This window comes from Parafilimonas sp., assembly GCF_051953455.1.
Classification (GTDB): Bacteria; Bacteroidota; Bacteroidia; order Chitinophagales; family Chitinophagaceae; genus Parafilimonas.
This window is the reverse complement of record NZ_JBQCIT010000025.1, coordinates 16511-41768: the sequence shown is the minus strand read 5'-3', so window position 1 is coordinate 41768 and position 25258 is coordinate 16511. Positions and strand designations below refer to the sequence as shown.

The window sequence follows — 25258 nt, the reverse complement described above, 5'->3', positions numbered from 1 at the left end:
TCAAAAGTCAAGGCGGGACAACTATTTGAATTTTAATTTTACATCTGGAACCAATGCGGTTTTAATTTTTTGTTATCAGCTATGTTCTTCTTGGCATCGCCGGTTGTGTCACTCCCTTCTGCTGTATATTTTCATGGCATCTGCCGGGTTCTTTTTTATGTACTTTATAACCCTAAGAATCTTTTTTAATCTGCCAAAATCCCGTTCATACAAACTACTCTGTGCGCAATGATTTTGACGGATTTGAAACCGCCGCTTTTATAGCCTGGTAACTCACTGTGAGCAATGCAATAACAACAGATAACAAACCTGCAGCCACAAATACCCACCATTCAATGCCAATCTTATAAGTGTAATTGCTAAGCCATTCATACATAGCCCACCACGCTATTGGTGTTGCAATCACTATTGAAATAATAACCAGCTTTAAAAAGTCTTTGGATAATAAAGTGGTGATACTTGCTACCGATGCGCCCAATACTTTGCGTACGCCAATTTCTTTTATGCGGTTTTCGGCCATATACGTTGCAAGGCCAAATAAACCCAGGCATGAAATAAAAATGGTTAAGCCTGCAAACAAAGCTGCCAATGTGCCAATGCGTTTTTCTTCCTGGAATTTTAAAGCATACCCTTCATCTGCAAAATTGAATGTGGAAGGATATTGAGGGTTATATTTTTTAAATACGTCTTCTGCCAGCTTTAAATTTTTCTCTGTGGAATTGGCAGGATTTAATTTAAAGTGAATGATATTGAACCATGATTTTGGTCCCATCACAATTAACTGGCTCACCTTTTCATAAGGTGATTCATAAATGAAGTCTTTCATTACACCCACCACATGCCAGTCTACACCCTGGCCTTTAATTACAGCGCCCACAGGATGTTTTAACCGCATGATTTTAACTGCAGATTCATTAAGCAAAGCAGCCGTGGAATCTGTGGCGTATTTATACACATCTATATCCCTGCCTTCCACTAATTTAATGCCCATTGTTTTTGCAAAATCTGCGTCGGCAGCCATCATCACAAAATCTGTTTTATCATCTGCGCCCGTAGAGCCATCCCATTTCCAGCCCCAGCTATCACTCCATCGTTGCGTGATCGGGCTCATGGATTTTGTAACAGCCACAGCGGCGCCACTGCTCAGCAAATCATTTCTTATCAAATCATAATGCCTTTCAACATCACCCTGTATGAAAGTATAAACCAGTTTATCACGTACATAACCCGCGTCGCGGGCCTGCGCATAGTTTATCTGCCGGCCAACTATAATGGTGCATATAATTAAGGCTATGGCAAAAGTGAACTGTAAAACCACCAATACTTTTCGCGGTGTTACCAACGCATGGCTGGCTTTAAATGTGCCTTTCAAGACACTTACAGGTTTGAATGAAGAAAGATAAAATGCAGGATAACTGCCTGCCAGTACGCCGGTGAATATAATAAAGCCAACCGCAAACAACCAGAAGTAAGCATTACTGAAATCGATATATAATTTTTTATCAACAAGATGGTTGAAACCGGGTAAACTTATTTCAACAATAATAACCGCCAATATAAATGCCAGGAAAGCGAGGAAAATGCTTTCGCCGATGAACTGGCCTACCAGCGATGATTTATAAGCGCCGGCCACCTTGCGTATGCCTACTTCTTTCGCCCGCTTTTCACTGCGTGCCGTGCTTAAATTCATAAAGTTGATGCAGGCAATTAAAAGAATGAATGCGGCAATGATAAAGAACAATTTCACTGTTTCAATCCTGCCGCCTACATACTGGCCATTTACTGATTTGGAGTATAGCCAACGGTCTTTAAACAACTGTGTAAACACCTGCGTGGTAGACGGGTCTTCACCGTTTTTTGTGTGATCGATGGTTACATTTTTAATCTTCCTGTCAAAATCGGCCTGCTTTACATTCGGCTTTAACAATACATAACTTCTTACCGAATTATTGCCCCAGTATTCATCGCTCCAGCCAATTTTTTTCATGTAAGCCCAGGGCAATAAGTATTCAAAATCGAAGCTTGTATTATTAGGGAGGTTTTTCATTACACCGGTTACTGTAAAATAATCGGAGCTGTCAATTTTAATAACCTTGCCAAATGCATCATCGTTACCGAATAATTTTTTGGAAAGATCTTCTGTAATAACAATGCTGTTGATTTTGTCCAATGCATGGTTGGCATTGCCTTTTATAAAAGGAAAATCAAACACCCGGAAAAAGCCGGAATCGCTGAATGCACCGCGGATGTTTAGGTGTTTTTCGCCAACGGTAAACAGAAAAGTTGCCTGGTTATAACGAACGGCCTCTTCAACATCGGGGAATTCGAGCTTTATGGTAGGTGCCAGAATTTTAGGCGTTGTATTCCAGGCCCATAATTCACCATTGAATTTATCGCGGTTGTTTAAGGTGTAAATCCTGTCTGCTTTTGCATAGAATTTATCGTGGCTCATTTCATTTTGTATCCATAATAAAATGAGTATGGCGCTTGCCATGCCCACAGCAAGGCCCGCGATATTGATAAACGAAAAACCCTTGTTTTTCCAAAGGTTTCTCAATGCAATTTTGAAAAAGTTATTAAGCACTTTGTATGGTTTTACATTTTTATAAAAAGGCAATTGCTTTTGGCTATCAGCCATAGCCGTTTATTATTCCGTTCGCAAACTCTTGACAGGATTGGCCATCGCCGCCCTTATTGTATTTAAGCTCACCACAATTAAGGTTAATGCCAGCATGGCAATTCCAACTATAGCAAAAAGCCACAGGTGTATAGTAATGCGATAATTATAATTATGCAGCCAGTTGCTCATCAGCCAATAGGTAAGAGGTGCAGCAATTACAAAAGCAATTACAACAAGCTTTAAAAATTCTTTTGAAATAAGCACCAGCAATTGCTGAAGGCTTGCGCCCAGCACTTTGCGCACGCCTATTTCGCGAAAACGTTTTTCTATGGTAAATGACGCCAGCCCTGCAAGCCCAAGACAGCAAATAAAAATGGCCAGCACGGAAAAAATATTAGAGAGCTTCCCAATTAATTCTTCCGTTATAAATTTCTTTTGAAACTCCTGGTCCACAAACTGGTATTCAAACGGCACCGAAGGATTATTTTTTTTAAACACTGTTTCCAATAAGGCTATCGCTTTTTGTGCAGGCACGCCGCTTTTTATACGCATTGTAACCATGCCGGAACTGCTTCCATCATAAACCGTCAGCATCGGGAACGCCGGTTCAAACGGCGATGTCATAATTACGTTATCTGTTACACCAATTACCGTATAGGTTTTACCATAACGCATTTGCATGCCAACCGGGTTCTTCAGCTTCATTGCTTCTACTGCCGCTTTGTTCAATATCATCGAGGTTGAGTCGGCCGGCGTTCCTGTAAAATCGTGCCCCTGCAACAGCTTTACGTTCATTGTTTTGGCAAAATCCACATCGGTTGCCAGGCCGCCCATAATAATATTGGCATTCGCAGGTTTTCCATCATAATCCGGCGCTCCTGTATTCCACCAAACTTCAGTGATCGGCGATGATGTTCTTGTAACGCCCGTTATAATACCGGATGCAAGTAACTGCTGTTTTATAACAGCAAAGTTTTTGTCAACATCAGGTGTGGAAGAAATCATTACAAGTCCGTTGGGATTATAACCCATATCACGGTCTTTTGTATGTTGTATCTGCTGGTAAACAATAATAGTAGCAGATATAAGTAATATAGAGATTACAAACTGCGAAACAACAAGTATATGCCTTGGCAAAATTGTTTTTTTGCCGGAAATGACGGTGCCTTTTAAAACCTTTACCGGATTGAAGGAAGAAAGATATAATGCGGGATAACTGCCGGCAATAAAAGCAGTAAACAAAATAATGCTGAAGGCCATTATCCAGAATGCAGGCTGTATGATATTTAAAGAAAGATGTTTATCAATCATCACGTTGAATGATGGTAGTAATAAGACAACTGCAATAAGTGCAAGAACAAAAGCAATCAGGGTTATAATAAATGACTCACAGTAAAACTGGAAGATTAATTGTTTTTTGTTTGAACCCAGCGTTTTTCTTATGCCAACTTCTTTTGCCCGCTTTTCGCTTCTTGCGGTAGAAAGGTTCATAAAATTAATGCAGGCAATCAGCAGGATAATAACCGCAATAATAGAAAACAGCCGCACGTATTCAATCATGCCGCCGGTGTTTTTGCCGTTTTCAAAATCGCTGTACAAATGCCAGCGGCTCATGGGAAAAACAAAATAGCTGCTGATTTTATCATTGCCATGCGACCTTTTAATCCTGGTAATGTCTTTGTTTAAACGGGCGGTATCGGCATTCGGCATTGCCTGTATAAACACATTCCATGAAGAATTTATCCATTCATTCATAGAAGCTTTTGTACCCGGATCGTTATAGTTGAAAGGCATTATCCAGTCGAACGCGAAAGTAGAATTGGCGGGCGCCTGTTTAACTATTGCAGCCACCTTAACCGATTGTTTATTGTCAATTGTCAGTACTTTGTTAATAGGGTCCGCATCACCAAAAAATGCTTTGGCAGCATCTTCGGTAAGTATAATGGAGTTAGGGTCTTTTAAGGCTGTTGCAGCATTGCCTTTTACAAACTGCCAGGAAAAAATATCAAAGAAATGATCGCTTACGTAGTAGCCCTCTTTTTTTATTTTATTATTATTATAAGCAAGCAGGTTTTGTTGGGGGTATGTTGTAACTACTGCATGTTTTATCTGCGGCAGGTCTTTTTCAAGTGCATCGGCAAGCGGCAACGCCATACTCCTGTCTGTAAAAACCTGGTTGTTAAAATCGCGGTTGGCAATAACCTGGTAAATATTATCATAGTTTTTTTGAAACTTATCATACGTAAGTTCATCCTGCACCCACAATAAAATTAGTATAGTACAGGTAATACCAATGGTAAGCCCAAGGATGTTAATAACCGTAAAGCCTTTACTGCGCCGTAAATTGCGCCAGGCTATTTTAAGATAATTGTTAAACATGACAGCCAGCCTTTCCTAAATCCGCTCCAAAAGAGCGGACTTTTTAGAACGTGAATAATTTAACCTTGTTAGATACTCTGTGGCTTGCAAAGCCTTCCCAAAGGGAAGGTTTGGATGGGCTTTTATATCAATATATTCTCTGTAACCGTTTGTCCATCCAGCATGCGGATGATGCGGTGACTGTAACGTGCATCGTGTTCGCTGTGTGTAACCATTACGATGGTTGTGCCCTGTTCATTTAATTCTGTAAGCAGCTGCATTACTTCATTACCATTATTTGAATCGAGGTTACCGGTGGGCTCATCCGCAAGAATTAATTTAGGATGATTTACAACGGCTCTTGCTACGGCCACACGCTGTTGCTGACCGCCTGATAACTGCTGCGGGTAGTGATTGCGGCGATGCATGATCTGCACTTTATCCAATACTTCTTCTACCCGTTTTTTTCTTTCAGCGGTTTTAACGCCTGTGTAAATCAATGGCAGCTCCACATTTTCAAATACCGTTAATTCATCAATCAAATTAAAGCTCTGAAATACGAAACCTATGTTATGCTTGCGCAGGTCGGCACGTTTGCGTTCGTTGAAATGCGCTACTTCAATATTATTAAAAAGAAAGCTCCCGGCATCAGGGTCATCGAGCAGGCCAAGAATATTAAGCAGTGTAGATTTGCCGCAGCCGGAAGGGCCCATTACGGCAACAAATTCTCCATCCTTTACTTCGAAGGATAATTTATTCAGCGCAACGGTTTCTACTTCTTCGGTGCGGTAAACTTTTTCGAGTTCTGAAATCTTTATCATGTTTGGTTGTTTTAGAAGTTGTCAGCTTTCAGCTATCAGAAATCAGCCTAAGAAGACTTTAATAATATTTATTTTTAATTAATTTTTTTAACCTTTTAAACTATCTGTTTATGCGAAATTTTGAATCGCTTAATTTCTGGCAAAAAAGTCATGCATTTACAATTAAAATTTATAAGTTAACCCAGTCTTTTCCAAAAGATGAATTATTTGGATTAGTACCCCAAATGAAGCGTTCCGCATCGTCCGTTCCTACAAATATTGCTGAAGGTTGCGGCAGGGAATCTGTAGCCGAATTAAAAAGGTTTTAACTATAGCAGCAGGTTCCTCTTCAGAGGTCCACTATCAATTAATCTTAAGTAAAGATTTAAGTTTTATTGATGAACGTTTGTTCAAAGAACTTGTTACAGAAATCATTGAAATAAGAAAGATGATTTATTCTTATCACGACAAGCTGTAACGGGTTACCGGCTATCAGATGTCAGCCATCAGCTATCAGAAAAAAAAATCAATTAAGGAGTTGCTCCTCTGATAGCCGATTTCTGATGGCTGATAGTTACTTGCCTTTCAGCACCAGCTCCTGCATATCCGTGCCATAGTTCTCATAGCTTGATGTAACCACTTTATCGCCGGGCTGCAAACCGCTTAGTACTTCATAATAATCTGTGTTTTTATTGCCAAGCTGAATGTCTACGCGGTAAGCCCTGCTGCCATCTGCACTCACTTTAAATATCCAGTTACCGCCGGTTTGCTGGTAGAAACCACCCTGTGGTAACAGTATGGCTGTACGTTCATCGCTCAATGCCAGTAATATCTGCAGCGTTTGCCCGCGGCGGATGCCTTTTGGCACTTTGCCCACGAATTCCATATCTACCTGGAAGCGGCCATTCGTTACCTGTGTATAAACTTTTTTTATTTCGAGCACATAATTGCTGTCGGCAAAAGTGAAGGTGCCGCGCAGGCCGGTATAAATCCTCGAGATATAATGTTCGTCTACATCCACACGTACTTTGTAACCACCCATTACATCAATTTGGCCTAAACGTTCACCTTTGTTTTTATTCTGGCCCACTTCTGCATCTAAAGATGTTAGCTGGCCATCAACCGGGGCACGCACAATTAAATCGCCCACCTTTTTTTGCATTATTTCCAGGGCTTCCTGAGAACCTTTGTAAGATTGCCTGTCTTGTTTTGCCTGCTGCTCCCTGGAAGCAGAATCCTGCTGCAGAATTTGTTCAGTAAGCTTCTTTTTTTGCAAATAATAATTATAGTCGTTTTCTGCCTTTTTAAAATCCTGTGAACCAATTGCCTTTTTAGCGTAGAGGTCTTTGTTCAGGTTATAAATGCGTTCGGCTTCCTTAAACTGGCTTTCCACATCTGCCATAGCCGTTTGCTTGCTTACCGTATTCTGCAAGGCTGCATTATTGTTAATCTGCATTTGGGTTAACGTATTATACACCTGGTTTTGCTGGGTCATCATGTTCATCATCAAATCGGTGTTGGATAAACGCAGAATAGGCTCGCCTTTTTTCATCATGGCGCCATCATCCACATATTTTTCTTCCACGCGGCCGCCTTCAACCGCATCGAGATAAATAGTTGTTTGCGGCAGCACCACGCCATTAACCGGAATATTTTCCTGGAACTTGCCTTTGGTTACCTCGCTTATGGTAATGCGTTCCGTATCAACATTTAATTTATTACCACCGCTGGTAAAATAAATGCTGCCTGCAATTAATAGCACAATAGCTGCAATTCCCGCAATAGTGAGAATTCTCTTAGTTGTCCATCTTTTCTTTTGTATAACTCTGTCCACTTTAAAATTTGTTTTATTACATTAATCTTACGGTTATTGCATTAAGCACTTCAGCCTTTATTTTTTTTGAATTGCAACAAGGCTCATCGTTTTTCACGGTATTATTTTTAGCCGGGTGCGCCAGCACAATGGCAGTTATTAAAACCACATTCAGCAACAACAGCCACCTGAACATAAACCAATAATTTTCTTTTTTCGGTTGCATAAAAAATCTTTGTGCCAATAGCAAAGAAAGCGAAGTGCCAATTTTAAAATCCCGTTGAAAAACAATACCTTATACCAAACTGTCTTAACGCTGTTGTTCGCTTGTGACACAAAAACTGTCCGGTTTTGATACAGGTAAAAAGCGCTAAAAACCAGTCAGTAGTTAAAAACCAATATTTTAGCGTTGTGGTATGCCAAATGTTTTAAATGCCGCAGTAAATAAATTGTACAGTCCTACTTTAATTAATTTAAAAATTGCACCAGGAAAATGAGCTTGAAAAATACATCTATACTTGTAATTGACGATGATCCGGACGTTTTAATTGCGGTGAGGCTATTATTAAAAACAGAAGTGAAAAAGGTGGTAACAGAAAAGAATCCTGAAAACCTTCCGGCCCTTTTAAGAGAAAACACTTTCGACCTCGTATTGCTCGACATGAATTTTAAGTCATCCATCAACACCGGCAACGAAGGCATTTATTGGCTCAAAAGGATTAAAGAACTGAACAAGGACGTTTCCGTTATAATGATAACAGCTTACGGCGATATAGACCTTGCGGTTCGTTCGTTAAAGGAAGGCGCCTCAGATTTTATTTTGAAACCCTGGCATAATGAAAAGCTGATATCAAACATTTCAGACATCATTAAAAAAACCAAACGCGCCGCGGGTGAAGCCGCTCATAAAGAAGGCGCAGAAAGTTTAATTGGCACAGAACTGCTCGCTGAAAGCGAGGCCATGAAGAATATTTTTTTCAAGATTGAAAAAATAGCACCCACCGATGCCAATATTTTAATTCTGGGAGAGAACGGTACCGGTAAAGATTTAACGGCAAAAGCCATTCATCAAAAATCGTTAAGAGCCAAACAGCCATTTATAAAAGTGGATGTGGGCGCCTTAACCGAAACCTTGTTTGAAAGTGAATTATTCGGCCATAAAAAAGGCGCTTTTACAGATGCGCGGGAAGACCGTGTTGGCCGTATTGAAGCAGCCAACGGCGGCACATTATTCCTGGATGAAATAGGCAATATAACTTTACAGCAGCAGGCAAAGCTGCTCACCGTTATACAAAACAGGCAGGTTACCCGCCTGGGAACGAACCAGCCAATTCCAGTTGACATACGGTTGGTGTGTGCCACCAACGTTCCGCTGCAGGAACTGGCAAATGAAAACCGTTTCAGGAAAGATTTGATCTATCGCATTAATACGGTTGAAATAACGCTGCCGCCTTTGCGGCAGCGTAAAGAAGATATTATTTTACTGGCCAAACATTTTGCCAAACAATATGCAGCCAAATACAGGAAAGCCGCAATTGAATTAGATAAGTCGGCGCTTGAAAAACTAATGAAATATCCTTTTCCGGGCAATGTGCGGGAACTTCAATATACCATGGAACGTGCTATAATTATGAGTGATGGCGAAGTGCTAACCGAAAAGGATTTACTTTTCTCACCCATTGAAAGCGCCATAACGCAAACACCGGAACATGACGATAATAAATTAAGCACGATCGAAAAAAATACTATTCTGCACGTTATTGAAAAACATAATGGCAATATTACCAAAGCAGCCAAAGAATTGGGTTTAACAAGAACAGCATTATACAGGAGGCTAAGTAAATATGATATATAACAGACCGGGATTAAGGTTAATCATCCGCATTTCGCTGCTTTCAGCATTCATATTTGCAGCCTGTTACCTGCTGTTGCAGTCACAATTTTTGTTTGGCTTTATTGTGCTGCTGGGTGCAGCTTACGTATCTTATGGGTTGTATGAATTCTTGAAAAAATCGCAGATTGAAGTACAGCAGTTTGTGGAGGGCGTTCAGTACAGGGATTTTTCAAGGCATTTTGATGTAAAGCATGCACCTGCTGAAGTGCAGAACCTGCGACAGGGTTTTAATGATATTAATTCCGCATTCAAGCTCATCAGCCATGAGCGGGAAACGCAATACCAATATCTACAAAAGATACTGGAACTTGTGGATACAGGCATTCTCTCTTATGAAATAGAAACAGGTAACGTGATGTGGATGAATGAATCGCTGAAAAAGTTGTTGAAAATTCCTTATCTCAAAACCATACAATCTTTAGATAAACGCGATGCAGTTTTGTGTGCCCAGGTGGTGGACCTTAAACCCGGCGATAGTGCTATTACAGATATTCACATTGACAGGAATGTACTTAAGATACTTGTTTCGGCAACAGCATTTCAAACCAATAATAAAAGGTATAAGCTGATAGCTTTTCAAAATGTGAATGAGGCATTGGATGAAACCGAAAGCAAGGCATGGCAAAAATTATTGCGTGTAATGACGCATGAAATAATGAACTCTGTGGCGCCAATATCATCTTTGGCCGATACATTAAAAAACAGGCTGCAGCATTCAAGTGAATTAGTAGATGATGAAACCGGAACGCTGGAAGATCTTTCGCTTGGCATGGAAACCATTAAGCGCAGGAGCGAGGGCTTATTAAAGTTTGCGCAAACCTATCGCAACCTTAACATGATAACAGCGCCCAATTTACAGAAGTTTTATGTGAAGGATTTATTTAAAACACAGCATCGTTTAATGCAGCCAACCCTGCAGCAAAAAAATATAGAACTTGAAGTGATTTTAAAAGACCCGGAGCTGCAGGTGGAAGCAGATATTAATTTAATTGAACAGGTGCTTATTAATCTTTTGCTGAATGCCATGGAAGCCGTAAAGGAAACGCCCGAACCTAAAATTATTCTCACGGCAACCCGCGGCGATCATAACCGCGTTGCCATAAAAGTTATTGATAACGGCAGCGGCATTGAAGACGAAGTGCTGGACAAGATTTTCATTCCTTTCTTCAGCACCAAAAAAAGCGGCAGCGGCATTGGTTTAAGTTTATGCAAACAAATAATGATGCTGCACAAAGGCAATATTCATGTAAACAGTGTAAAGGATGAAGGCACTGCGTTTATACTGCAGTTTTAAATAATTTTCAGGCCCCGGGACCTCGCAGGTTATTATAATTTTGAAATACTTTTGCCTGCTTTAAAGCCGTTGCGGCTTTATTGAATTTCGCATGAGCTTAATAACAACCGACGAACAACAAACATCTCCCGGTGCTTTTATAGCTGTACGCATTCCCGAATTTAGAAACCTTGTAATGGGAAGGTTTGCCTTTGTAATGGCCTTAAGAATGCTCACCACATTACTTGGCTGGTGGATTTATAATTTAACCAACGCACCTTTCGCTATTGGTTTAATAGGGCTATCAGAAGTAGTGCCCGCTGTTTCGCTGGCCTTGTATGCGGGCCACGTTATCGACCTGAGTGAAAAGCGAAAATTGCTGTTGCGCGGCATAGCATTATACTTTTTGGCAGTAGTAATTTTATTATTGCTTTCAACAAGGCATGCAGGCGGTTTTTTTACAAACCATACAATTGCTGTTTTAATTTATACAATTGTTTTTGGTACCGGCATTGTACGTTCATTTGCCGGGCCGGTGTTTAATGTTATCCTGGCGCAGGTGGTTCCTAAAAACGTTTTGCAAAATGCCACCACCTGGAACCAGGGCGCTTATCTCTCAGCTTCTGTTACCGGCCATGCCGTGGGCGGTTTTTTAATTGCTATGCTGGGCAACACCGGCACATTCGGCGTAATTGCAGCATTTATAATCATTGCATTTACCATTCTTTTCTTCATAAAACCCAAGCCTCCTATAAATAAAAAAACTGAAAAGAAAACATGGGACAGCGTAAAGGAAGGCTTGAACTTTGTTTTTAAAACCAAAGTAATTTTAGGAGCGTTATCACTTGATTTATTTGCTGTGCTTTTTGGCGGCGCTGTTGCTATGGTACCGGTTTTTGCCCGTGACATTTTGAAGGTTGGTTCAGAAGGCTTTGGCATATTGAACGGCGCTTCGGATATGGGTTCCATTTGCAGCGTAATACTGCTCACGGCTTTTCCCATGCGTAGAAAACAAGGTTATAAGTTACTCTTCGCCGTTTTTGGTTTTGGCGTATGCATCGTATGCTTTGCTTTATCAAAATTATTTCTACTTTCTTTTATTGCGCTGCTCATAAGTGGCATGCTTGATGGAATAAGTGTTGTTGTACGCGGCACCATTATGCAGTTAAAGACACCGGATAATATGCGTGGCCGCGTAATGAGCGTAAACTCCATGTTCATTAATTCCAGTAATGAATTTGGCCAGTTTGAAAGCGGTTTAATGGCTAAATTATTAGGCGTTGTGCCTTCTGTAATATTTGGCGGCTGTATGACGATTGCCGTAGTTATTGTGACCTGGTTTAAAGCACCCACACTAAGAAAAATGGAATATTAATTTTGATATACCGGAGGTTTAATACAAAGTAAATTTTTGTAATTTGCCTGAATTACCTGCTTGCCATTGCAACAAAAAAATTCAATGGCTATGATTTATCAGTACATCATTTATGCAGTTACTGCAATAGGGCTTATTTTAATCGTTCTCAAAACAGTGCTGTTTTCTTCAAGCACGACTAATAAAAGTTTGTACAAATGGCTCTACTTCGGCCAGCACAATATTTATAATTCAAGAAGTGAAAAAAGCAGGCAGGCCAAGCTATTGCAAAACAGGCTTAGCATTATAATCGTTACTGTTTTAATAGTAGATTTAATATTGATTGCGTTGTTCAGAAACCCCTGAAATTAAAACAGGTTATAAACAAGAAGGCTCATTAAATAGGCAAGCCCCGTCATATACACAAACTGAACAACCGGCCATTTCCAGGTACGGGTTTCTCTTTTTACAATCGCCAGTGTACTCATGCACTGCATGGCAAAAACATAAAACACCATTAACGATAAAGCTGCGGGCAGCGTATAAACTTTACGGCCATCTTCATGAACAGCGCTCTCCATTTTCTCCTGCAACGTGCGGGTGTTGTTATCTTTATCTTCAACACTGTATAAGGTTGCCATGGTGCCAACAAAAACTTCCCGCGCAGCAAAGGATGTTATTAATGCAATGCCGATTTTCCAGTCGTAACCCAGGGGTTCTATAACGGGTTCTATTGTTTTGCCCAGGATGCCTGCAAAAGAATTCTGCAGTTTTGCTGATGCATATTGCTTTTCAATTTCAGCAACAGAATCTTCGCTTATATTTTGCTGTTGCAACTGAACTGTATATTTTTCATTCACCGCATCCATGCGCGAAGGCGGGCCATAACTGCTCAGAAACCATAATATCAGGCTGATAAAAAGAATCACCCTTCCGGCCTGGCTTACAAATATTTTTGCCTTTTCCACCATGGTAATACCTACATTTTTCCAGCGGGGCGCACGGTAAACAGGCAGTTCTAAAATAAAATAGCTTTTCTCTTTCATTTTAATGATGAACTTGAATACATAGCTCACCACTAAAGCCATTACTGTTCCCAAAAGGTAAAGCCCCATCATTACCAAACCCTGGAGGCTTAAAAAGCCCAGGTAATAAGTGTTTGGAATTACCAGCGCAATAAGAATAGTATAAACAGGCAGCCTGGCGCTGCAGCTTATTAAAGGTGTAACCAGTATGGTGAGCAACCGCTCTTTCTTGTTTTCAATATTCCTTGTGCTCATGATGGCCGGCACAGCACAGGCAAAACCACTGATCATGGGCATTACGCTTTTGCCGTTAAGGCCCACTTTGCGCATGAGTTTATCGCTCAGAAAACTTATGCGGGCCATGTAACCCGTATCTTCCAGTATGGTTATCAATCCGAACAATATCATGATCTGCGGCACAAAAACAAGTATGCCGTTAAGCCCTGCCACCAGCCCGTTTATAAGCAGGTCGCTCCACCACGCAGCAGGCAATGTGTTACTAAGCCAGCCGCTCACTTGCGCAAAACCGCCATCGATCCAGTCCATCGGGTATTGTGCCAGCGAGAATATACTTTGAAATAAAACAAATAAAACCACCAGCAGGATTACATAACCCCACACCCGGTTTAAAAGAATATTATCAAGATGCTCGGTAAATAATTTGCGTTGCAGGGGATCGGGCTCTACCACGTTTTGCTGCATTACCTGTTTAATACGAGTATAACGCTGCAGGATTTCTTCTGCCTGGGTTTTGGATGGATTAAAGTTATTATCAATTTCTGCCTGCTCAATCACTTCGTTCACGGTATCGGGCAAGCCGAAATTTTCATGGTTAATGAGGTAATGAATGCCTTCATAATTGCTGATGCCCGGCAAAGTCTGCTTCACTTTTTCAATAGCGGCAGGCGCCAGGGCCAGGTTATCTATAAAATCCCTTTTATTTGGCTGCTGGCGAAGCTTTGCTGTTTGCGCCAGCACTTTTTTCAACTCGCCAATGCCTTTATTTTTTCTTGGGTTTACAGCAATAACCGGCACACCTAGTTCTGTTGAAAGGCCCGCCACATCAATTTCAATCCCTTTTTTGCGGGCCAGGTCCATCATGGTAAGCGCAATGACGACGGGGTATTTTAAATCGATCACCTGGCTGCAGAAAAGCAGGTTGCGTTTAAGGTTACTGGCATCGGCAACGAGTAAAACGATTTCCGGATGTATTTTTTCATCAGCATGCAGCAGTACCTTGTAAGCTACCCATTCATCGTCGCGGCGCGGGTAGAGGCTGTAAGTGCCGGGCAGGTCAATAATAGTAGCGGAAGCATTTTCATCTAAATTAGATATGCCTGTTTTTTTATCGACAGTAACACCGGGAAAATTGCCTACTTTCTGATTAAGGCCGGTTAATGCATTAAATAAGGAGGACTTACCACTGTTAGGGTTACCAACCAAAGCTATATTAACATTATTACGCGCCAGTACTATTCAATTTTGGGCGCAAAAATAACGGCTTCGGCCAACAATTAATTACGAGATAGGGAGTTTTGGCAATCTGTTTTCAGTTATTCAATCTGCGTTGTTTATCTTAATTTGAACCAGGGTCATTTTCCCAAATGTTTCTTCATCTTCTTTCGTAAAATCAAAGCGATGGCCCTGGGGCCGGGTGGAAGGATCCCAATTAATACCATGTTGATCTACTCTCATACGTATTTCAACAGGACTTTTCCCATTTTTTTCCGACGATTTGCGGAAAGAGCTGTCTGGCAAAAAAGAAAGATATAAAGTACCAAGCCCACCCTGAGGACCCGGTACAAACCTTACTCTTTTTATTTCAGGTTTTATTTCTTTAAATAAACTACTTAATGGCTTACCTATAAATCTATCTTTATTTACCTCGAGTTTTTTAACATCATCTACTGTTTGCACTAATTGAGCTTTACATGAGAAAGCAGTTAGGGATACAAAAAGAAATAAGAAGGTTTTGAATAAAATTTTCATGTACTAAAAATAAAAGTGCCTGTTCTAAGATGCAGAACAGGCACTTTTTACCAAAGTATTTTAATTTTCACCATAAATATCAATTCCTACAACTGTTAAATCGCCATACTTTTTTATATCTGCATCAGTCCAATGGTACTTTAAATCGCTTGAACTGGTTTCATTTTTTAAGGAAAAAGGCTCTTTTAAAAAAACTTTTACTGTCAGTGGGGTTTTATTTTCATTTTTGTATGTCAGGTAAGACTTATAGTTTACAAATAAGAATCTAAAATAATTTGGAGATGTTCCTCCTCCCGGCATACCTATCGCCATTTTTATTTCTGGCTTGACCTCTTTTAGAAGAACCTTTAGCGGTTTTCCAATAAAAACAGTTTTGTTTTCAATTAATTTTTTTACATCATTAGTCGTTTGTACTAATTGTGCTTTGCAGGATATTCCTGTAATAATCAGAAAAAAGATTAAAGAAATCTTGGATAGGATTTTCATGTGCTTAAAATAAAACCGCCTGGTCTGTTTAAGATGCAGAAAGCGTCATTATTCCTAAGTGAATGTGTTAACCAGGAATCTTTTTTTAATTTGATCCTGTTACCCGTATGTTTACTACTGTAAGATTGCCATATTTTTTTTCATCTTCTTTTGTCCAATCATATTGATGTCCCTTTGCCTTTGTAACTGGATTCCATTCAAAATTGCCTTCCGCAACCTGAACGTCTATTCTGGTGGGTGTCTTCCCGGTTTGGTCAATATATTGGTGATAGCTGCTGTCAGTTAAAAAGTAGAGAAAAATATGACTTGCACTCGTTGTTCCGCCGGGTATTGCCGCTATTCTTTTGACAGGCGGCTTTATTTGTGCTAACAATTCTTTTAAAGGTTTACCTATAAATTTATCTTTCTCGATCTCAAGTTTCTTTGCATCAGCAACTGTTTGTACTAACTGTGCTTTACAGGATGTAGCTGTAATTAATACGAAAAATGTTAAAAGGGTTTTGAATGGAACTTTCATAACTGAAAATAAAACAAGCTAAAGAATTATCTCATACTCAATCTGTACTGTTTACCTTAATCTAAACCAAGGATAAAACCGCTATTCGATTAAAATGCAGGGCAGGCAGCTTGCAACATGCTATTTCAAAAAGAAACAATCACTGTTTAATCTGCATACCTCACTTTAACATCTGCTACTGTCAGTTTTCCAAATTCCTTTTCATCTTCTTTAGTCCAATCATATCGTTGGTCCTGGGGCCGGGTTGAGGGATCCCACTTAAAATCGTATTCTTTTAGCCTGATCCAAATCTCTACAGGGTTTTTGCCAGTTTCCTCCTTGAATTTATGAATATCGCTATGTGGTAAAAAATAAAAACAGATAGTACTGAGCCGTTCTGAAGAGCCTGGAATTACCAACACACTTTTTATCTGAGGCTTAATTTGTTTTAATAAACTACTTAAGGGTTTTCCTATAAATTTATCTTTATTTATTTCAAGTTTTTTTGCATCCATGACTGTTTGCACTAATTGCGCTCTGCAGGATGTAGCTGTAATAAGTATAAAAACTAGCAAAAGGATTTTGAACAGAATTTTCATATTATTTAATTTAATTAATAACCTTCCACCGGCGGGCAGTTAATTTTACCGTAAGTTGCATCGGCATCAGAACCGTTTATTTGAATAGTTCCCAATTTGTTAAAACTACCATCCTCATACTTTAGCAATGCAACACCTGCATTGTATTTATCCAAAATAAAGGCAAGCGCTGATACATTGGCATCTTCCTGGCTTTGACTAAGTGTTTGATTAAAATATGAATAACAGTAATTATACTCATAAAATAAATCACCTGGAAAATCCGGCGGATTATTACCAGTCTGCTCAGCAGGATATTTTACCTTAAATCTCGAAGCCCAAAGAGGGTTCGTAATTACCAAAGCATACATATTTCCATTAGGTAACGTTACATATTTTGTGGTAAACGATTTGTGTTGTCCATTCCCGCTAATCAACCCATAAACATCCCCCGCAGAAGGAGGCAAACCATTAGGATGATTGTGTATGGTGGCTACCGTGGCCGCAGTTATTGGCTGGTCATTACTCCCTTCACCGCCATTAGAAACTGAAGTGGAAGAAATATCACCATTGCTGCTTTTGTTTAAACTTACCCCATGCTCCTTAGGTGTATTTCCATCTTGGGTAACTGCGTTCTTTACCTTGTTTAGCCCGCTTTTATAACCGTCCGTTTTTGATATATCGGTAGCATTTTGAGAGGCCGGTTTTGCTGCTGCGCAAGGGTCTTGTGCCGGGGGCGTTGGTGTGCTTCCTCCGTCCCCGCCGGACGGCGGGTAACTGCCCCCTCCTCCTCCACCAGTAGAACCACCACCCGTACCACCACTTCCTCCTGAATCGTAACAATAGGTGAAATAGCTGGTTGTAATTATAGTAGTACAGGCGGTTTCGTTATTAGGCCCACCCGTGGCCCAGCATTCTTGTTCATACGTTGTTACCGGTATATCTTCACAGTCAACAGGCTCCGCCATTAAATTAGTTGCATCTTTCTTACTTTTATCCATGCGCTTATAAACCTTTTCAGCATCGCCGTAACCCTGTTCATAAAACCAACTGTTTATCCAGCTCCCATCTATGCTGTAATAATTTTCCAGTGTTCCATTTACGGCTAAAGAAATGTCATACAGCTTTGTATTTAATGCCACATCATACGTGCCGGCATCGTTCTGCCGCAGTACGAGGCGAAAGGCCGCCTCCGGGGCTTTAGCAGCGCTGTCATAAGGGAGATTATTGCATAATTTGCCCCCAACCTGAAAGTTGAAAGGTACATATACGTAATTTTTCCCTTCAAACACTAATTGATCCACTTTGTCCCAGTTAAGGCTGCCGGTAATAATACTGCCGTCATTTGTTTTAATGCTGATCGTTTCATTGCTGTACGTGCCTGCATGGGCATGAACCCATTCTTTATAGGCCGCATATTTATCTGCTTCGCCCGGCAGCCCATCTTTTTTGTTACAGGCATAAACAATAAAAAGCGTGATAATAATAAATGAGCAAAAGAGTTTAAGTCTGGGTTTCATCATTAAGGTGTTACAAGCTTGAAAATATATTTAAAGGTATGAGAGAGTATTAAAAGTTGAAAAAAAACTTGTAAATTTTTTTTGCTTTGATAAGCTCCCCCGTTTAAGCAGTTAATTTATTGAGGAGAAAACGGATTAGATAAACAGGCCAAACGGGCTGCAGTTATGTCGCCGGTAATGTATGGTTGAATAAATTACAACCTGTTCCCTTCCTTCGGAAATACCAGCCAGGGTTTAAATTTTTTGGCTGCTTCAAATTCCATCCTGGCATAGGAAATCACAATCACCACATCACCTACAGCACCCTGCCTGGCCGCCGGGCCGTTTAAACAAACGGTGCCGCTGCCGCGTTTACCTTTAATAATATAGGTTTCCAGCCTGGAACCATTATTCACATTCACCACCTGCACCTTTTCATTCTCAATGATGTTGGCGGCATCCATCAGGTCTTCATCCAGTGTTAAGCTGCCCACATATTGCAGGTTGGCTTCTGTAATCACAGCCCGGTGGATTTTCGATTTTAATATTTCTATTTCCATGAAGGGCGCAAATGTACGCAACTTCAATTTATCTAACCAAACGCTTGTTAGTGCTATCTTTAATACCCCGCGTTTTGGGTACTTTATTAAGTTTGCAAACTGCATGGATTACCAGCTTACTTTCAAAAAAATATTTTCAAGCCAATATTTATTTACGGGCCTCCGCATAACGGCCGCGGCTATAATTCCTGCCCTTATTTTATATCAATATGATATGCTGGGCCTGCTGTCTGCTATTCCGCTGGGCGCACTGGTAGTGGGTTCAACCGACAGCCCTGGGCCGTTTGCCCACCGGCGCAATACCATACTGGCGAGCATCTGCCTTAATTTCCTGGTGGTGGTAGTTGCCATTTCACTGCATCACAACCCTGTGCTTATCACCATTTTTATAATATTGTTTGGATTGTTTTTTTCGCTTATAGGTGTTTATGGCAACCGTGCCAACTCAGTAGGACTTATTGCCCTCCTGGTTTTTATTTTTAATATCGACAGCCGGTCGAGTTTTGGCAGCCCCTGGCTTAACGGGTTGATGTTTACGGCCGGTGGTATGTGTTATTTTTTGATGAGCTTATTACTGCATCGCCTGCGGCCCTATCGTTATATACAAATACAGTTGGGCGAAAGCCTGCGTTCCATAGCTGAATATGTAGAAACACTTGCAGGCTTATTTAAAGTAACGCGTAACGATGAATACCTGTATAATAAACTCAGCCTGAAACAAATTACCATACAACAGGAGCAGGACAGCCTGCGGGAAATGCTGCTGAACACAAGGGAAATGGTGATTGATTCCACGGCCAAAGGAAGGATATTAATGATGATGTTTCTCGACAGCGCCGACCTGTTTGAACATCTTATTTCGCTGCACCAGGATTATAGCGACATACATACAGCTTTTGATAATACAGAAATTTTACAGGAAATAGAAACTTCGCTGCACGCCTTTGGACAGGAGTTAAACAGCATTGGCTATGGCATCCAGTTTAATGAGCAGTCAAAATCTTATACAGATATTAATGCCCAGCTAAAAAAGCTTTCCGATGTTTTTGCTTTGCAAAGAAAAAAAGGGCTTAATAAAAATACGCTGCCTTTATTTATCAAACTGCGGCAAATACGTTTTACCGTGCAGGATGTGGGCGAAAGAATAAAAAGGCTTCATTATTTTTCAGGTTATGAAACCATTGCCACAAGGCTTTATAAAGATTACCCGGGCGCAGAGCTTAAAGTGAAACATACGGAAATATCACCCTCGCTGCTTATTGGAAATATATCGCTTAAGTCAAGCCAGTTCAGGCATGCGCTGCGTGTAACCATCGCAATGCTTATAGGTTATTTTGTTTCATTATTCTTTCCGCTTGGTCATGGGTACTGGATTTTATTAACCATTGCCACCATATTAAAACCCGCCTACAGCATTTCACGCACACGCAATAAGCAACGTTTGCTGGGTACCATAACGGGCGTAATTATATCATTTGCTTTCATTTATTTTGTCAATAACAATACGCTGGCCTTTCTGCTGCTGCTGTGTACCATGGTAATAGCTTACAGCCTGCTGAAACTTAACTATTATATAAGCTGCACCTGTATTACCATTTATGTTATCATCAGCTTTCATTTCTTAAACCAGTCTGATTTCAACGTAGTTGTTACCGACAGGCTTATTGATACTGCTATTGGTTGTGTAATAGCGTTCATTGCATCTTTTATGATCTTTCCTTTATGGGAACATGAGCAAACAAAAGACCTCATAAAACATTTTGTTGATGCCAATAAAAAATATTTTAATGTAGCAGCCGGTTTATTAAAAACGCCTGAAATGCTTAAAACAGATTATACGCCTGTACGCAAAGAGGCTTTTGTGGCGCTGGCCAACCTCAGCGATAATTTTCAGCGTATGCTTTCTGAAAAAAGAAGAGATGTAAAGCTTTCATTTTACCACCAGTTTATTGCCAGCGGTTATATTTTAACGGCGCATATAGCGGCCTTGTCTTCATTAATAACCCGGTTTGGAAAAGATATGAAAGCTGATGATTTTGACACTTTGATAAGTAATATAAACGAAAAATTTAAACGCACCAGTTGCATCTTAAACGGAGAGCCGGTAAAAACCACGGTCTCAAACCGCAATGCACCTATAACCAATAAAGTGCAGAAACTATTGCAACAGCGCCAACAGGAAATTGACGAAGGTTTATATGATGTTCAAAGTGATGTTCGTATTTCGCTGCGCAATCTAAAAAGTGTAACGGATGAGTTTGAAATGATCGACAGCATTGTTGCAGATGAAGTGAAAATTGCAACGCGTATTATGCAATAAAATTTAAATTATTTCGGCTCATTTAATAAAACAGGATATACATTAAAACGGTAATGATTAATTAGGGTGCATTGAGCTAAATATATAAAATGACAACAAGGAATTGCTTTAAATTTTATATATTGTGTGGCTTTATTTCCTGCCGGCTAACCAGAGTATTATTCGTTAAAAAAATGCTTATGACTGCATGCCTGGCTATTTCAATTCATACCCTTAATAATTGGTAATTTAAATCGTGCCGAGAATGAAGAAGAGCAGAGATTCGATTGCTTCTGATTTGCTTTCAGTGAGCTTTGTACCCTATATATTACGAAAGCAGTTTGCTGAAAACCCGCTGCGTGAATTTGGAGCGCCTTCCGCTGAAAATTATGCAACACTGTTATGGATAGATATCTGCGATTTTTCAAGCCTTTGCAACAAGCTTATGAAAGACCAGTTGCATGGTGTGGAGATTATTACAGAGATACTGCAAAGCCATTATTCATCCTTACTGAAAATTATAACCGGGTTTGGCGGGCAGCCGTTATTTTTTGCAGGAGACGGGCTGATGTCTGCCTGGCCTGGTGATAAAGAGGAGGCAGAGAAATTTGTTGCCGTTGCGGCTGCCTGCGCACAGGAGATACTGGATAAAAAAAGCACCCGTAACGATCGTAATGAACTGCTGTCGCTTCATGCCATTATATCTGCAGGCTACTGGCAAATGACGGAACTGGAAGGTGTTGACGGCAACTGGCTCTTTAATTTTTCAGGCCAGGTATTCGATGATCTCACGTTATCATCCCGCAATAAAGCGCCTGATGAAATACTTATTTCTGAAAAAGCGCTTTCATGCCTGGATAAAAATTTAAAAACCATCCCGCTTGAATACAATACTTATATACTTAAAGAAATTCCAAAGCAATTTTCTATACCGCAGGTAAAGGAATTGCAGTTAACAGCAGAAGCCGTTAATAAGCTCAAAGCGTTTGTTCCAAAAACCCTCACTTTTCCAATTACCAGTGATCACCTTAAATGGATTGCAGAAATAAGACCGGTTACAATTGTTTTTGTAAAGCTTCCCAATGAAAGCATGCATTCTTCAGAAAACCGCAGCAAACTGTTAGCCACCGTTGCCATGGTAAAAAACCTTGTGCATGAATATGATGCTTTATTAAACCAGGTTTGGATGGATGAGAAAGAATCAAACATGCTTATTTGCTTTGGCCCGCCGCCGTCCGCACATAATGATAATCCTGAAAGGGGTGTGAACCTTGCATTGAAGATAAACCAGTTGTTTTTAAACGAAGGCATAGAAAACAATATTGGCGTTAGCACCGGCATGGCTTACTGCGGCATAATTGGTGATGATCTTTTAAGACAATATACCGTTATTGGCGATGTGGTAAACCTCAGTGAACGTTATGCAGAAAAAGCGAAAAACAAAATTTTATGTGATAAGTTAACTTATAGCTCAACCAACAAATCTCTCAACTTTAAGCCGCCTGTTTTATACAGCTTAAAAGGTCACCGTGAAGAGGTAGTATTATATGAACCCGATAATAATGTGAAAAAACCTTCCGGTAAAAATGTTTATATCTCTTTTAACCGCGGCAAAGAACTTGAGGCATTGTCAGGCGCTTTTAAAAACGCTTTAAATGGCGGCTCCTACAATACTTTGATTGTGGAAGGCGATAGCGGCATGGGCAAGTCAAAATTGCTGGACGATTTTAAAGCCAGAATGGAAGCGCCGGACATCAATATTGTTTCCGCCGCTGGTAATTTTCTTTCGCGTAACACACCATACGGCGCTTTAAGCGAAATCTTTTTTAAGATACTTGATCTACATGCATACCAGGAAGATGCAGCAGATCATCTTATAAAAAAATATGGTTACCGTGCCTGCCTGCTGAATGCAATATTGCCTTTAAATATACCGGACAGTATTGAAGTGCAGGTTATGACAGGCGGCCAAAGGGTTTTAGCAACCCATAATTTTTTGCTTGAGCTGCTAAACGAAAAATCGAAAGAGCATCCTCTAATCATTATTATTGATGATGCGCAGTGGCTTGAAGAAAATTCATGGCAGCTAATTGAATCTATTAATAATTATCTCCGCCGGTGCTTTATTGTACTCGCTTTTCAAAAAACAGCAGGTATAGCACAAGCAGAATTATTAAAAAATAAAGGATGCAAAACAATTGTGTTAAATGCTTTGTCGGAAGAAGAAGAAGAAAAACTTATTTGTGAAAGGTTAGGTGTTGCAGGTGTATCTGAAGAAGTTTTTAACAGCGTGCATGCTATCGCAAAAGGCAATCCTTTCTTTTGTATTGAGCTCGCTGATTCGTTGCGGGCGCAGGAATTAATAACGATTGAAAATGATAATTGCAGCATTAATAAAAATATAACGGCGCAAAAAATATCATTGCCGGAAACGGTAAGAGGAGCATTGCGCAGAAAGATAGACCGCCTTAACCCGGGCTCGCAATTATCCATGAAAGCAGGCAGTGTTGCAGGCTTCCGTTTCACTGAAAAAATCATTAACAGCATATATCCCATTGCTTCGGAAAAGAAATTAGTCCCTTCTTTTTTAAATGAAGTGATGGAGTCCGGGTTCACGCATAAAGAAGTAGTTGACAGTCTTGAGGGTTATAGCTTTAACAATGCAGTTGCTGCAGAGGTGGCATACGAAATGACGCTGAGTGAACAGCGCCGGCATCTTCATCGCAAATGCGCAGAATGGTATGAAAAAAATTTTTCAGCCAATCTTAATCTTTTTTATGTTCAGGTTGCGCACCACTGGATGAATGCAGATGAAAATGAAAAGGCGGCAATTTATCTTGAAAAGGAAGCTATTCGTTTGTTCAGGCTTGGGTTTGTTAAACAGGCGCTTGATATAGGCCTGGAAGGTGTGGCCTTACTTGGCCAGGAAATTGAGCGGGATAAGGATGCTGTTTCTCAAAAAACAGGCAGGCAGCTAAATGTTATAAGCGCCCTAATGACCAATCGTAAGATTGAAGATTTAACCAACCTGCGAAAGCTGCGGAACACAAGAATTGAAACAATTATCAGGATGCTTTTAGAGCTGGCGCCTTTTGCGCATCAATGCCAGCAACCCGAATTGTTCGCGCTTATATCTGTAACCTGTTTATTGCTTACGCTTGAAAATGGAAACGGCGATGCTGCAGCGGAAGTTTATTCCATGTATTCCATAATCCATAAAGTAATTACAGGCGATACTGAAACTGCTTTTGCATGGAGCAACCTGGCAATAGCTGTTGATAAAAAAAGTGGTTTTGCATTGCAGGCGAGGGTCACATTTATTCATTGCTGGTTTATTGCTTTGTGGATGCAGCCATTAAGAAAACTTATTTCCCAATCGCAGCAGGGCGCCGATGCAGGATTTAAATCAGGCGATATTACTTATGCCTGCTTTAATTTATCACTAACGGTTGTGCTTAAAAGCACAGCAGGCGTTGTGCTTGATGATGTTATTAAAACGGCTGTGGATAATGCCGGAAGAAATAATCAAATGGTGGTAAATGCAGCATTTCATCTTAAACATGAAGAACAGGTGGCCAAAGCTTTGAAAGGACTCACCAGTTCGCTCACATCGCTTACTGATGAAAAGTATGATGAAGAAAAAGATATTGCAAGTATTTGCGAAACCGATTTGTTTAACCAGGTGGCTTATTATTATGTTTCAAAACTAAAGTTGCATGTGCATGCCGGCAACTGGACAGAAGCCATTGAATGGGGAAATAAAGCGCTGCCGTTATTACCTGCATTTTTCAGCCAGCCGGGTTATATGGAACTGGAGCAGTATTACGCAATAGCCGCTTTATATATGGCAATGAATAATAAAGAAGACGCTGATACCATGATGGATGCTGCTGATAAAAGCATTGAAAAATTTAATGCATGGATGAAACATTGCCCTGGTAATTTTTTACACAAAGCATTATTATTACAGGCTATAAAAGCTGCAGCAGATAATAAGCTTAATGTAGCTGAAAAAATGTTTGCCGATGCTGCAGCCAATGCAGACAAAGCAGGATTTATACAAGACAGTGCATTGGCCTGGGAGCATTTAATGCGTATGCAAAAGAAACATAACCTTGATTATAAAAGGAGCCTGCAGCGTGCCCTTAAAGCTTATGGAAACTGGGGCGCTGCCGCAAAAATAGAATACTTAAAACAGCAGGTTGCTGTATAAA

General features: G+C 40.3%; 18 protein-coding genes and 1 pseudogene. 7 read left to right on the top strand and 12 right to left on the bottom strand.

Going from position 1 to position 25258, the window contains the following annotated elements; all coding sequences use genetic code 11:
- Nucleotides 1–214 precede the first annotated feature (214 nt).
- From ACTHN6_RS09605 to ACTHN6_RS09595, 3 genes are all read right to left on the bottom strand, one after another.
- Nucleotides 215–2638, bottom strand: coding sequence for an ABC transporter permease (locus ACTHN6_RS09605; protein WP_440435537.1), 2424 nt, complete (start codon nt 2636–2638; stop codon nt 215–217).
- Nucleotides 2639–2647: 9 nt separating this feature from the next.
- Entirely contained in the window at nt 2648–4999 is a 2352-nt protein-coding gene (locus ACTHN6_RS09600; protein ID WP_440435536.1) for an ABC transporter permease, read from the bottom strand.
- A 122-nt stretch (nt 5000–5121) separates the two neighbouring features.
- Nucleotides 5122–5799 carry an ABC transporter ATP-binding protein gene (locus tag ACTHN6_RS09595; protein ID WP_440435535.1) on the bottom strand — a complete coding sequence of 226 codons (678 nt, stop codon included), beginning with the start codon at nt 5797–5799 and terminating at the stop codon, nt 5122–5124.
- Nucleotides 5800–5909: 110 nt separating this feature from the next.
- Here ACTHN6_RS09595 and ACTHN6_RS09590 point away from each other — a divergent pair.
- Nucleotides 5910–6256 (top strand): annotated as a pseudogene (locus ACTHN6_RS09590) (four helix bundle protein).
- Between the two features lie 96 nt (nt 6257–6352).
- Here the strand turns inward: ACTHN6_RS09590 and ACTHN6_RS09585 are convergent.
- Nucleotides 6353–7612 carry an efflux RND transporter periplasmic adaptor subunit gene (locus tag ACTHN6_RS09585; RefSeq protein WP_440435534.1) on the bottom strand — a complete coding sequence of 420 codons (1260 nt, stop codon included), beginning with the start codon at nt 7610–7612 and terminating at the stop codon, nt 6353–6355.
- 16 nt (nt 7613–7628) lie between these two features.
- A complete protein-coding gene (locus tag ACTHN6_RS09580) occupies nt 7629–7817 on the bottom strand; it encodes a hypothetical protein (protein ID WP_090657897.1) in 189 nt (62 codons plus the stop codon).
- 267 nt (nt 7818–8084) lie between these two features.
- On the opposite strand from ACTHN6_RS09580, the gene ACTHN6_RS09575 reads away from it, so the two are divergent.
- The 4 genes from ACTHN6_RS09575 to ACTHN6_RS09560 all read left to right on the top strand — a co-directional run bounded on the left by ACTHN6_RS09575 (nt 8085) and on the right by ACTHN6_RS09560 (nt 12478).
- Nucleotides 8085–9446 (top strand): sigma-54-dependent transcriptional regulator, encoded by a 1362-nt coding sequence (locus tag ACTHN6_RS09575; RefSeq protein ID WP_440435533.1) that lies wholly within the window; start codon nt 8085–8087, stop codon nt 9444–9446.
- Nucleotides 9436–10779 (top strand): sensor histidine kinase, encoded by a 1344-nt coding sequence (locus ACTHN6_RS09570; RefSeq protein WP_440435532.1) that lies wholly within the window; start codon nt 9436–9438, stop codon nt 10777–10779. Before ACTHN6_RS09575 ends, ACTHN6_RS09570 begins: the two co-directional genes overlap by 11 nt.
- Nucleotides 10780–10870: 91 nt before the next feature.
- Complete coding sequence (locus tag ACTHN6_RS09565; RefSeq protein WP_440435531.1) at nt 10871–12133, top strand: MFS transporter; 1263 nt, start codon at nt 10871–10873, stop codon at nt 12131–12133.
- Nucleotides 12134–12217: 84 nt separating this feature from the next.
- The gene (locus ACTHN6_RS09560) at nt 12218–12478 is read left to right on the top strand and encodes a hypothetical protein (RefSeq protein ID WP_440435530.1); all 261 of its coding nucleotides are present in this window, start codon (nt 12218–12220) and stop codon (nt 12476–12478) included.
- Between the two features lie 2 nt (nt 12479–12480).
- Here ACTHN6_RS09560 and feoB read toward each other — a convergent pair whose 3' ends face one another.
- The 7 genes from feoB to panD all read right to left on the bottom strand — a co-directional run bounded on the left by feoB (nt 12481) and on the right by panD (nt 18745).
- Nucleotides 12481–14580, bottom strand: coding sequence for a ferrous iron transport protein B (feoB, locus tag ACTHN6_RS09555; protein WP_440435529.1), 2100 nt, complete (start codon nt 14578–14580; stop codon nt 12481–12483).
- Nucleotides 14581–14694: 114 nt separating this feature from the next.
- On the bottom strand, nt 14695–15126 hold the full coding sequence (locus tag ACTHN6_RS09550) for a hypothetical protein (RefSeq protein WP_440435528.1): 432 nt from the start codon (nt 15124–15126) through the stop codon (nt 14695–14697).
- A gap of 60 nt (nt 15127–15186) precedes the next feature.
- Entirely contained in the window at nt 15187–15612 is a 426-nt protein-coding gene (locus ACTHN6_RS09545) for a hypothetical protein (protein WP_440435527.1), read from the bottom strand.
- A gap of 85 nt (nt 15613–15697) precedes the next feature.
- The gene (locus ACTHN6_RS09540) at nt 15698–16129 is read right to left on the bottom strand and encodes a hypothetical protein (protein ID WP_440435526.1); all 432 of its coding nucleotides are present in this window, start codon (nt 16127–16129) and stop codon (nt 15698–15700) included.
- Nucleotides 16130–16275: 146 nt separating this feature from the next.
- Nucleotides 16276–16707: a hypothetical protein gene (locus ACTHN6_RS09535; protein WP_440435525.1), complete on the bottom strand. Its 432-nt coding sequence runs from the start codon at nt 16705–16707 to the stop codon at nt 16276–16278.
- A 14-nt stretch (nt 16708–16721) separates the two neighbouring features.
- The gene (locus ACTHN6_RS09530) at nt 16722–18209 is read right to left on the bottom strand and encodes a hypothetical protein (protein ID WP_440435524.1); all 1488 of its coding nucleotides are present in this window, start codon (nt 18207–18209) and stop codon (nt 16722–16724) included.
- Between the two features lie 191 nt (nt 18210–18400).
- Nucleotides 18401–18745, bottom strand: a complete 345-nt coding sequence (gene panD, locus ACTHN6_RS09525; protein WP_440435523.1) for an aspartate 1-decarboxylase — start codon at nt 18743–18745, stop codon at nt 18401–18403.
- Between panD and ACTHN6_RS09520 the strand changes: the two genes are divergently transcribed.
- Nucleotides 18744–21065, top strand: coding sequence for an FUSC family membrane protein (locus tag ACTHN6_RS09520; RefSeq protein ID WP_440435522.1), 2322 nt, complete (start codon nt 18744–18746; stop codon nt 21063–21065). The two genes, panD and ACTHN6_RS09520, sit on opposite strands and share 2 nt — an antisense overlap.
- A 244-nt stretch (nt 21066–21309) precedes the next feature.
- On the top strand, nt 21310–25257 hold the full coding sequence (locus tag ACTHN6_RS09515) for an AAA family ATPase (protein ID WP_440435521.1): 3948 nt from the start codon (nt 21310–21312) through the stop codon (nt 25255–25257).
- Nucleotide 25258 lies beyond the last annotated feature (1 nt).